The sequence below is a fragment of the Kiloniellales bacterium genome, from assembly GCA_030066685.1.
Classification (GTDB): domain Bacteria; phylum Pseudomonadota; class Alphaproteobacteria; order Kiloniellales; family JAKSBE01; genus JAKSBE01.
On record JASJBF010000003.1, the window covers coordinates 125,727 to 136,602 of the forward strand.

General features: G+C 67.9%; 10 protein-coding genes. 8 read left to right on the forward strand and 2 right to left on the reverse strand.

Translation table 11 applies throughout. The features are described 5' to 3' along the window. Nucleotides 1–147 precede the first annotated feature (147 nt). Nucleotides 148–2,100, forward strand: coding sequence for a PAS domain S-box protein (locus tag QNJ30_04335; protein MDJ0942663.1), 1,953 nt, complete (start codon nt 148–150; stop codon nt 2,098–2,100). Between the two features lie 9 nt (nt 2,101–2,109). Here QNJ30_04335 and hemF read toward each other — a convergent pair whose 3' ends face one another. Then, complete coding sequence (gene hemF, locus QNJ30_04340; GenBank protein MDJ0942664.1) at nt 2,110–2,976, reverse strand: oxygen-dependent coproporphyrinogen oxidase; 867 nt, start codon at nt 2,974–2,976, stop codon at nt 2,110–2,112. Then, a complete protein-coding gene (locus QNJ30_04345) occupies nt 2,973–3,431 on the reverse strand; it encodes a TrmH family RNA methyltransferase (GenBank protein MDJ0942665.1) in 459 nt (152 codons plus the stop codon). Before QNJ30_04345 ends, hemF begins: the two co-directional genes overlap by 4 nt. Nucleotides 3,432–3,675: 244 nt before the next feature. Here QNJ30_04345 and petA point away from each other — a divergent pair, with 244 nt between their 5' ends. From petA to QNJ30_04380, 7 genes are all read left to right on the forward strand, one after another. Continuing rightward, nucleotides 3,676–4,224 (forward strand): ubiquinol-cytochrome c reductase iron-sulfur subunit, encoded by a 549-nt coding sequence (gene petA, locus QNJ30_04350; protein MDJ0942666.1) that lies wholly within the window; start codon nt 3,676–3,678, stop codon nt 4,222–4,224. 15 nt (nt 4,225–4,239) lie between these two features. Further along, nucleotides 4,240–5,538, forward strand: a complete 1,299-nt coding sequence (locus QNJ30_04355; GenBank protein ID MDJ0942667.1) for a cytochrome b N-terminal domain-containing protein — start codon at nt 4,240–4,242, stop codon at nt 5,536–5,538. Continuing rightward, the gene (locus tag QNJ30_04360; GenBank protein MDJ0942668.1) at nt 5,538–6,299 is read left to right on the forward strand and encodes a cytochrome c1; all 762 of its coding nucleotides are present in this window, start codon (nt 5,538–5,540) and stop codon (nt 6,297–6,299) included. The genes QNJ30_04355 and QNJ30_04360 overlap by 1 nt, the downstream gene beginning before the upstream one ends. 165 nt (nt 6,300–6,464) lie before the next feature. Continuing rightward, on the forward strand, nt 6,465–7,379 hold the full coding sequence (locus tag QNJ30_04365) for an S-methyl-5'-thioadenosine phosphorylase (protein MDJ0942669.1): 915 nt from the start codon (nt 6,465–6,467) through the stop codon (nt 7,377–7,379). A gap of 25 nt (nt 7,380–7,404) precedes the next feature. After that, nucleotides 7,405–9,588 carry a bifunctional aldolase/short-chain dehydrogenase gene (locus QNJ30_04370; GenBank protein MDJ0942670.1) on the forward strand — a complete coding sequence of 728 codons (2,184 nt, stop codon included), beginning with the start codon at nt 7,405–7,407 and terminating at the stop codon, nt 9,586–9,588. Between the two features lie 16 nt (nt 9,589–9,604). Then, the gene (locus QNJ30_04375) at nt 9,605–10,441 is read left to right on the forward strand and encodes a VOC family protein (protein MDJ0942671.1); all 837 of its coding nucleotides are present in this window, start codon (nt 9,605–9,607) and stop codon (nt 10,439–10,441) included. An 83-nt stretch (nt 10,442–10,524) separates the two neighbouring features. Next, the gene (locus QNJ30_04380; GenBank protein ID MDJ0942672.1) at nt 10,525–10,815 is read left to right on the forward strand and encodes a hypothetical protein; all 291 of its coding nucleotides are present in this window, start codon (nt 10,525–10,527) and stop codon (nt 10,813–10,815) included. Nucleotides 10,816–10,876 lie beyond the last annotated feature (61 nt).

Genomic DNA, 10,876 nt, shown 5'->3' on the forward strand with positions numbered 1-10,876 from the left:
GAGGGACGATTCGGATCGAGCGTAGCCTGCCCGGCCGCCGCGGGCCAAGTGAATGCAACGGGCCGCCGCCGAGGCGTTACAGCTTTGTTAAGCAACTCGGCCCAGAGTCAAACGCATAGCGTGCAGCCCTTCGCAGCGACCGACAGAATGTCCGAGTCGAGAGCCCTCAATATAGACGACGCCGGTGCCCCGACGGGCCCGGCTGCCCCGCACGCAGCCCCCGATCAGGCCTGGCTAGACGCCATCGGCTGCCTGGTCGCGGTCCTCGACCGGGACGGCCGCGTCGTGGCGGTCAACCGGGCCTGCCAGGCGGCGATCGGCTACACCCGCGGCGAGATCCTCGGCCAGGCCTTCTGGACGCTCCTGCTGGCGCCGCTGGAGGCCGAGGCGATGCAGGCGGCCTGCGGCGCGGCCGAGACCGAGCGGCGGGGCCCGCCCCAGACCGTGCTTTGTCGGGCCCGGGACGGGGCCGAGCGGCTGATCGAGTGGTCACGGACCTGGACCGCGGATCCTGCGGATCCTGCCGCGCTGGTGATTCTCAGCGGCAACGACATCACCGAAGCCAAGGCGGTCGAATCGGCGCTGCGCGAAAGCGAGCGGCGCCTGGCCAAAGCCCAGCAAGTCGCGAAGATCGGCTATTGGCGCTGGTCCCTCGGTGCACGCGGCATGATCTACGTGTCCAGGCAGTACACGGAGATCCTCGGCCTGCCGCCGGAATCGGCGCCCAAGCGCCAGGCCGACTTCAATCGCTTCCTGCATCCGGAAGACCGGGGCCGGATCGCGGCTCTCTTCGAAGAGGTCTCGGCCCAGCCGCGGGACTACGAAGTCGAATACCGGGTCGTCCGCCCCGACGGCGAGATCCGCCACGTGGTCGAGATTGGTGAGTTGACCTACGATGCGGAGGGTCGGGCCAACGGCCATACCGGCGTCCTTCAGGACATCACCGGCCTGAAGCGGGCCGAGGCGCTGAGCGCGCGCCTGGGGCGCATCGTCGAGGACAGCCGCAACGAGATCTACGTCTTCGACAGCCGCAGCCTCCGCTTCCTCCAGGTCAACCGCGGGGCGCGCGAAAACTTGGGCTATTCCATGGAGGAGCTGTCCGGCCTCACGCCACTGGACCTGAAGCCCGAGTTCACCGAGGCGCGCTTTGCCGCCCTGATCGCCCCCCTGCTGGACAGGACGTTGGATTACCTCGTATTTCAGACCCGGCACCGGCGCAAGGACGGCTCGACCTACGACGTGGAGGTCAAGCTTCAGCTTTCGCGCCGTGAGGCGCCGCCGGTCTTCTTCGCGATCATCGAGGACATCACCGAGCGCAAACAGGCCGAGCAGACGCTGCTGGCGGCGAAGCAGGACGCCGAGCGCGCCAGCCGGGCCAAGTCGGAGTTCCTGGCCAACATGAGCCACGAGCTGCGCACGCCGCTCAACGTGATCCTCGGCTTCGCTGAGCTGATCGAGAAGGAAAAGCTGGGGCCGCTCGGCAACCCGGCCTACAGCGGCCACGCCCGGCAGATCCTCGATGCCGGCAGCCACCTGCTGGCACTGATCTCAGACGTTCTCGACATGTCGCGCCTGGAGGCCGGCAACCTGACCTTGAACGAGGAGCCGCTGGAGCTCGGCGAGCTCATCCGCGCCAGCCTCCAGCTCGCCGGCGACCGCCTGCCGGCCCAGGAGATCTCGGTCGGCCTGAACGTGCCGGACGACCTGCCCTGGCTGCGCGGGGACGAAAGGCGGCTGAAGCAGGTGATGATCAACCTGCTGTCCAATGCCTTCAAGTTCACGTCCGAAGGCGGCAAGGTGACGGTGACCGCGACCGCCGATCCGGTGCAGGGCTTCGTCATCCGGGTCGCCGACGACGGGATTGGCATGGCCGCCGCCGACATTCCGCGGGCCTTGGCGCGTTTCGGCCAGATCGACGGCTCTTTGGCCCGGGACTTCAACGGCACAGGGCTGGGACTGCCGCTGTCGAAGGCCCTGGTCGAGATGCACGGCGGAAGCCTCGAGATCGAGAGCGCCCCTTCCGCGGGCACGGTGGTCACGCTCCGGCTGCCAGCGGCGCGCCTCACCGCGCGTCCCGGCGCGAAGCCGGCCCCGCCCTGAGCCGCGAGCTCAAGGCCAGGCGACGTTGGGCGGCAGGCTCATGAGGATCGCCTCGACGTTGCCGCCGGTCATCAGGCCGAACTTGGTGCCGCGGTCATAGAGCAGATTGAACTCGACGTAGCGGCCACGGCGTTGCAGCTGGTGCTCGCGCTGCTTCTCGTTCCAGGGCCGGCCCATGTGGCGGCGCACGATCTTGGGATAGATGTCCAGGAAGCAGCGGCCGACGTCCTGGGTGTAGGCGAAATCGCCCTCCCAGTCGCCGCTCTCCAGGTTGTCGTAGAAGATCCCGCCGACGCCGCGCGGCTCATCGCGGTGCTTCAAGTAGAAGTACTCGTCGCACCACTTTTTGAAGCGCTCGTAGTAGTCGGCGCCGTGGCGGTCGCAGGTCTCCTTGAGGGCCGCGTGGAAGTCCGCAGTGTCCTGGTCCTCGGGGAACATTGGCGTCAGGTCGGCACCGCCGCCGAACCAGGACTTGGTGGTGACGATGTGGCGGGTGTTCATGTGCACCGCCGGCACCAGGGGCGACTGCAGGTGGGCGACCAGGCTGATGCCGCTGGCCCAGAAGCGCGGATCCTCGGCGGCGCCGGGGATCTGCTTGGCGAACTCCGGCGAGAAGCGTCCCCAGACTGTGGAGACGTTGACCCCGACCTTTTCGAAGACCCGGCCGCGCATGACCGACATGACGCCGCCGCCGCCGCCTTCGCGCTGCCATTCGCTGCGCTTGAAGCGCCCGGGGCGCATGTGGGCGAAGCGGGTGGCGTTGTCGCCGATTAGCTCGTCCTCGATCTTCTCGAACTCGGCGCAGATCGAATCGCGCAGCTCTTCGAACCAGGCGGCTGCGCGGCGCTGCTGCTCGCTTGTCGTGACGTCGTTCATGCCTCTCCTTCGGGAAAGAGTCCGGTCTGGCGCAGTGCTTCTCCCAGCGCCAGAGCCGCTGCCGTGGCCACGTTGAGCGAGCGGAGGCCGGACCTCATCGGAATTCGCAGCCGGGCGTCGCAGGCGTCGTGCACCTCTTGTGGAACGCCGGCACTTTCGCGGCCGACCATAAGACTGTCACAGGGTTTGTAAAGAAAATCGCAATGGCGGACGTCGCCTCCGGTGGTCAGCAGGAGCAACCGCCCGGCTGCCGCCTCGCGATAGGCGGCCCAGGAGCGGTGCCGGATCACGCCGGCGAGGTCGAGATAGTCGAGGCCGGCACGCTTCATGCGCCGATCCGAAAGCGCGAAGCCGCAGGGCTCTATGATGTCGACGGCGACGCCGAGGCAGGCCGCAAGGCGCATCAACGCGCCGGCGTTTTGGGGAATGTCGGGCTGGAAGAGGACTAGGCGCAAGCTCTTGGCATCCGGGCGAGGAGGGCCTTCGAGGGGGCTTTGAGGTTTTGCTTTCTCCGGGAATTTCCTCTATATGCCTGCCGCGGGGCAAGGCCTGCGTTACGCGGGCGGGATGGCGTCCGCCGTGGCGGTTCAGGCGTATAGAGACTGAAGGTTCTATCGGCGACGCCCGGCTTTGGCGGCCAAGAAGGAACAACCGGTTTTCGGAACCCGGACCACTGTATTTTTGGAGGGATCAGTAGACATGGCAGAGACCGCGAAACCGCCACACGGCGGAGAGGGCGAAACGCGGCGCGATTTCCTCTACCTGCTCGCTGGCGGGATGGGGGCGGTCGGCACGGCCGCGGTCGTCTGGCCTTTTCTGGATTCGATGAATCCGTCGGCCGACGTTCTGGCGCTGGCCGAGGTCGAAGTCGACATCTCACCGATCGCCGAGGGCCAGGCCATCACCGTGATGTGGCAGGGCAAACCGATCTTCATTCGGCATCGTACACAGGACGAAATAGAGGCGGCGAAGGCGGCGGAGCCGGGCGAGATGATCGACCCCGAAACCGACGACGACAGGGTCGAGAAGCCGGAGTGGCTGGTCATGGTCGGGGTCTGCACCCACTTGGGCTGCGTGCCCAAGGGCCAACGGGCCGGCGATCCGCGCGGTGAATTTGGCGGCTGGCTCTGCCCCTGTCACGGCTCGCACTACGACACCTCGGGCCGTATCCGCAAGGGGCCCGCGCCGACCAACTTGCCGGTGCCGCCTTACGTCTTCCTGGACGACACCACGATCAAGATCGGTTAAGGGAGCTTTAGAACCGTGAGTGGCCTGCAGCTCAAGAACCCGGTACTCCGGTGGATCGAATACCGGTTGCCGATTTTCTCCTTCCTGGACCATTCCCTGGGAAGCTCTTATCCCTCGCCGAGGAACCTCAGCTACTGGTGGAACTTTGGCTCGCTGGCGGGCATTGCGCTGGTGATCATGATCGTCAGCGGCATCACCTTGGCGATGCAGTATACCCCGCACGTGGACTACGCCTTCGACTCGGTCCAGAGGATCGACCGTGACGTCAACTTCGGTTGGCTGATCCGCGACATCCACGTGAACACCAGCTTCTTCTTCTTCATCGTGGTCTATATCCACGTGTTCCGCGGGCTCTACTACGGCTCCTACAAGGCGCCGCGAGAGCTGCTCTGGATGCTGGGCCTGGTAATCCTGCTGCTGATGATGGCCACCGCCTTCATGGGCTACGTGCTGCCTTGGGGCCAGATGAGCTTCTGGGGCGCCACGGTGATCACCAACTTCTTCACCGCGATCCCGATCGTCGGCGATGCCATCACGACCTGGCTCTGGGGCGGCCCGGCGGTCGACAACGCGACCCTTAACCGCTTCTTCTCGCTGCACTATCTCTTCCCCTTCCTGATCGTCGGGGTCGTGATCCTGCACATCTGGGCGCTGCACCGCTTCGGCTCGAACAACCCACTGGGCATCGACACCAAGGGTCCGCAGGACAGCATTCCCTTCCATCCCTACTACACGGTAAAGGATCTCTTTGGGCTCGGCGTCTTCCTGACCCTTTTGGCGGCGGTGATCTTCTTCGCTCCGGACGCCATGGGCGAGCCCGAGAACTACATCGAGGCCAACCCGCTCTCGACGCCGGCGCATATCGTGCCCGAATGGTACTTCCTGCCCTTCTACGCGATCCTTCGCGCGGTCACCTTTGACTTCCTCTGGATCATCCCGGCCAAGCTCGGCGGTGTCATCCTGATGTTCGGCTCGATCCTGATCCTCTTCTTCCTGCCTTGGCTGGATCGGTCGCCGGTACGCAGCAGCGCCTTCCGGCCCTACTACAAGTGGTTCTTCTGGATCCTGGTGCTGGATTGCTTCGTGCTCGGCTGGGTCGGGGCAAACTCGCCCGATGCGACCTTCCACGGCGTGCCCTTCGTGATCATCGGGCAGGTGGCAACGGCCTACTATTTCGCTCATTTCCTGGTAGTTCTGCCGTTGCTCGGGATCTTCGAACGGCCCCGGCCTCTGCCGGTGTCGATAAGCCAACCGGTCCTGTCGGGCGGCGGCATGGTCGCCGGCGCCGCCGCCAAGCCGATGGAGAAGGCCTGATGAAGAGACTCTTTGCCCTCGGCCTGACCGCGCTGCTTGGCTTTGGTTCCGGCGCCGCCCAGGCGGCGGAAGGGGTTGCGATCCCCTCGCATAGCTGGAGCTTTTCCGGCCTGTTCGGCACTTTCGACCGGGCCCAGTTGCAGCGGGGCTTCCAGGTTTACCGCGAAGTCTGCGCGTCCTGCCATTCGATCAAGTACATCGCCTTCCGCAATCTCTTGGACCTGGGCTACACCCCTGACGAGGTCAAAGCCCTGGCCGCGGAATACACGGTGATGGACGGCCCGAACGATGACGGCGAGATGTTCGAGCGGGCGGCGATCCCGGCCGACCGTTACCCCCTGCCTTTCCCCAACGAGCAGGCCGCACGGGCCGCCAACAACGGTGCCTATCCGCCGGACCTCTCGCTGATGACCAAGGCGCGCAAGGGGGGGGCGGACTATAGCTACGCGCTCCTTATCGGCTATCCGGAGGAGCCGCCGGCCGGCGTCGAACTGATGGATGGGATGTACTACAACGCCTACTTTCCCGGCCATCAGATCGCCATGCCGGCGCCGCTTTATGAGGATCTGATCGAATACGCCGACGGCACCCCGGCGACGGTGGAGCAGATGGCCGAGGACGTCACCGCGTTCCTGATGTGGACCGCCGAGCCCAATCTCGAGACCCGCAAGAGCATGGGCGTCACTGTGATTCTGTTCCTATTGGTCCTGACCGGCATCCTCTACGCGGCCAAGAAGAAGATCTGGTCGGATCTTCACTGAATCTCGCCGGATCAGGCGGTTTTCCAGGGGGTCGCGGCCTGTCGCCGCGGCCCCTTCGTCGTCGGGCCGGTGGGTGAGGCGGCGGTCCCTGATGGATTGCCCGGACTTGGAAAACCCGCCGGGCTGGCGTAAAGGATTGGTCTTCCTGGCTATGCGTGGTGGGTGATGGCAGAGCAAGCAGGGGTGCCGGCGGTCCTGGGCGTGATCGGCGGCAGCGGAGTCTATGACATCGAAGGTCTCGAGAAGACCGAATGGCGCCGGGTCGAAAGCCCCTTCGGGGCGCCTTCGGACGAACTGCTGTTCGGCGAGCTCGACGGCCAAAGGATCGTTTTCCTGCCGCGCCACGGCCGCGGCCACCGGCTGCCGCCCTCGGGGCTCAACTTCCGGGCCAACATCGATGCCCTGAAGCGCAGCGGCGTCACCGAGATCGTCTCGATCAGCGCCGTGGGATCGCTGCGCGAGGACCTAGCGCCGGGCACCTTCGTGATCGTCGACCAGTTCATCGACCGCACCTTCGCCCGCGAGAAGAGCTTCTTCGGCGAGGGCATGGTGGCCCACGTCTCCATGGCGGAGCCGGTCTGTGGCCGCCTCGGCGACCACCTCGAAGCCGCGGCGGCCAGTCTCGGGATTCCCCGCCATCGCGGCGGCACTTACATGGTCATGGAAGGCCCGCAGTTCTCGACCCGGGCGGAATCCGAGCTCTACCGGTCCTGGGGCTGCGACGTGATCGGCATGACCAACATGCCCGAGGCCAAGCTCGCGCGCGAGGCCGAGATCTGCTACGCGACGGTCGCCATGGTCACCGACTACGACTGCTGGCACGACGACCACGACCACGTCAGCGTCGAGCAGGTAGTCAAGGTCCTGCTCGAAAACGCCGGCAAGGCGCGCAGCCTGGTGCGCGCGACCGCGCCGCGGCTGCGGGACCGCGACGCGCCCTGCGAGAAGGGCTGCCAGCGGGCCCTGGACGCCGCCTTGATCACCCAGCCGCAGGCCCGCTCGGCCGAGCAGATGGCCCGGCTGTCCGCGGTCGCCGGCCGCGTCCTCGCGCCCGCCGGGGGCGCGGGAGACGCCTCTTGACGACCTGCCAGGCGAGGTCCCGGACGTGAGCGTCGAAGGCAAGGGCCGCGGACCCCTGAAGCTCGGGCCTGTGCGGCTCGGCGAGCCGGCGCCCGAGAAGGCCCGGAGCGACAGGCCCGGGCGCGAAAAGCCCTGGCTCGGCAAGGGCCGGGGCGCCGAAAGCAGCTGGAAAGACGACGACGCGCAGGCGCTGGTCCGCGAACTCGGCGAGCGGGGCGTCGCCGCCGACCTCGCCTTTCGCGTCTACGCGACCCGCCTGATCGGCGCCGAGCGCCGGCTGGTGGTGCAGGGCGAGGACGGCAGCACCTCGGTCAAGACCCGGATCAAGGACGTTACCGGCGAATCGGTCGACGTGCTCTGCGTCCAGGGCCGGGGCGTCGACATGGCCGAAATCACGGTCGCCGGCCTGCCGGCCCTGCGCCTCGAGCCGCTGCGCGCCCTGGAGCGCCTGCAGGAACTGGCGGGCGAGGACCAAGCCAGGATCCAGCGGCGCAACCTGCTGGAGCCCGAGGCGCCGGAGACTCCGGTCGAAACCCTGATGCACGCCTTCCTGCCGCAGCGTTACGTCGATCACTGCCATGCCAGTGCCGTCCTGGCCCTGACCGACCAGGCCGAAGGCGAGGCGCTCTGCCGCGAGGTCTTCGGCGAGGCCCTGGCCGTGGTGCCCTACGCGCCGCCCGGTTTCGAGCTGGCCAAGGCGGCCAAGGCCGCCTTCGACGCCGTTCCGGAGGTCGAGGGCCTGATCCTGGTCAAGCACGGCATTGTGACCTTCGGTGACGACGCCCGCGAGTCCTACGAGCGCATGGTCAGCCTGGTCGACCTGGCGGAGCGGCGGCTGCGCAAGGGCAAGCGACGGGTCTTCGCCCCGGTCGAGCTGCCGCGCCGCCTGGCCGAGCCGGCCGAGATCGCACCGATCCTGCGCGGCGCCCTGGCCCTCTCGGAGGGGGTCGGCGACCGCTACCGGCGCTGCGTCCTGACCTTTCGCAGCGACGAGGTGATCCGCGACTTCGTCAACGGGATCGAGCTGTCCCGCTACGCCCTGGCCGGCCCGACGACGCCGCAGAACCTGCCTCATACCAAGCCCTGGCCGGTTATCCTGCCGGCGCCGGAGCTCGGCCGCCGCGCCGCCTTCGCCTCGGCGGCCCGGCGCGCGATCGAGGACTATGCCGCCGACTACCGCAGCTACTTCCGGCGCCATGCTGAGCGGCTGACCAGCGGCGAGCGGCTGCACGATCCCCTGCCGCGGATCGCCCTGGTGCGCGGGCTCGGCTTCTTCGCCGCCGGTCCGGACGCCGCGGCCGCGGCGGCGACGGCCGACCTGATGGAGGCCACGATCGGCACGGTCGCCGGCGCCGAGTCGCTCGGCCGCTACGAGAGCCTGGACGAGGCCGAGATCTTCGATGCCGAGTACGCCCTGGGCGCGGGCGCCGCACGCTGGGAAGGCGAGGCGCAGCCGCTGGCCGGCCAGGTCGCGGTCGTGACCGGCGGCGCCGGGGCGATCGGCCGCGCCACGGCGCGGGCCTTCCACGCCCAGGGCGCCGAGGTCGCATTGGTCGACCTCGATCTCGACGGCATGCGCTCCTTCGCCCAGGCGATCCGGGCCCTCGCGATCCGCTGCGACGTGACTGACGAGACCGCCCTGGCGCAGGCTTTCGAGCGGGTCTGCGAGACCTTCGGCGGTCTTGACATCCTAGTCTCCAACGCCGGCAAGACCTGGCAGGGCCGCATCGGCGAGGTCGAGGAGGCCGAGCTCAGGCAGTCTTTCGAACTGAACTTCTTCGCCCACTACCGGGCGGCCAAGGCGGCGGTCGGCATCATGCTGCAGCAGGGCACCGGCGGCGCGCTCCTGTTCAACACCTCGCGCCAGGCGATTAGCCCCAGCGCCGGCGCCGGCCCCTACGGACTGCCCAACGCGGCGACGCTGGCCCTGGTCCGCCAGTTCGCGGTCGACTACGGGGTCGACGGCATCCGGGCCAACGCGGTCAGTGCCGAGGGCGTGCGCAGCGGTGTCCTGACCGAGGAGACCATCGCCAAGCGCGCCCTGGCCCGCGGGGTCAGCTCGGAGGAGCTCCTGCGCGACAACCTCCTGCATCGCGAGGTTCATGCCGACGACGTCGCCCGGGTCTTCGTCGATCTGGCCCTCGCGGACAAGACGACCGCCGCCGTCGTCAACGTCGACGGCGGCAACATCGCCTCCGCCCTGCGCTAGGCGCCCGGAACGAACCTTGAGCCAGGGCCCCATCACAGGGATCGACCACGCGCTGATCGGTGTGCGCGACCTCGAGGCCGCCCACGCGACCTGGACGCGGCTTGGGTTCACGGTGACCCCGCGCGGCCGGCACATCGGCTGGGGCACCGCCAACTACTGCATCATGTTCCAGCGCGACTACATCGAGCTGCTGGGCATCGTCGACCCCGGCCAGTTCACCAACGACCTTGACCGCTTTCTCGAGGCGCGCGAAGGCGTCCTGGGGCTGGCCTTCGCGACCGAGGACGCGGTCGCCGCCGCCGCCGAGCTGACCGCCCGCGGCATCGCGATCGACGGCCCCAAGGACCTGAAGCGGATCCTCGAGCTGCCCGAGGGCGATGCCCTGCCGGCCTTCAGCCTGGTCCACCTGCCGCCGGAAGCGACGCCCGGCCTCAAGGCCTTCCTCTGCCAGCACCTGACCCGCGACCTGGTCTGGCAGCCGCAATGGACGGCGCACCCAAACACGGCGCTGGGGATCCGCCGGGTCACGGTCGCGGTCGAGGACCCCGCCGTCACGGCCCAGGCCTATGCCGAGATCTGGGGCCGGGACGTCGACGTCTTCCTGGTCAAGCCGGCGGCGGCGGACCTGCTTTTCGGCGGCGTCCCGCTGCAATTCCTGCGCCCCGACGTTCTGGACTTCGAGGCGCCGGCCGAGCCGCCCTTCATCGCCCATCTGGGCATCGAGGTCGGCGCGGTGGCGGCGGTCCGGGCCTGTCTTTCCGAAGCGGGCATACCCTTCGAGGACGCGGGCAACTCGGTCCTGCTTGCCCCGGAGGCCGGCAACGGGGTCGCGCTCAGCTTCGACGAGGGCTAGCCCCGGCCGCAAATCTTCCGGGCCGCGCCGACGAGCTTCGTGCTATAGGCCTGGGATCGGGGAATCACAAGCGGGGGCAAGCCGTGTCGAACCATGTCGGTCGAGACCTGGAGGCCACCTGGGGCCGGGTGCTGGTAGTCTGGTGGCTGGTTATCTGGCGGGCCGCGATCATCGGGACCCTCGCGGTCCTGGTCCTGGGCTGGGCCCTGGGCTTCGTCATGGGCGCAATGGGCCTGGATCTTCGCACCATCGATCTGGTCGGCCAGGTCGCCGCAATGGCGATCTACGGGCTCGCCGTCTTGATCACCCTCCGGATGGCGCTCAAGAAGCGCTACGCCGACTTCCAGATCGCCCTGGTACCGCCTGAAGGCTGACCGTCAGGCCGGGTTCGACTCACCGTCTGTCGAGGTTCCTTTCGACTTCGGGGTTCGACGT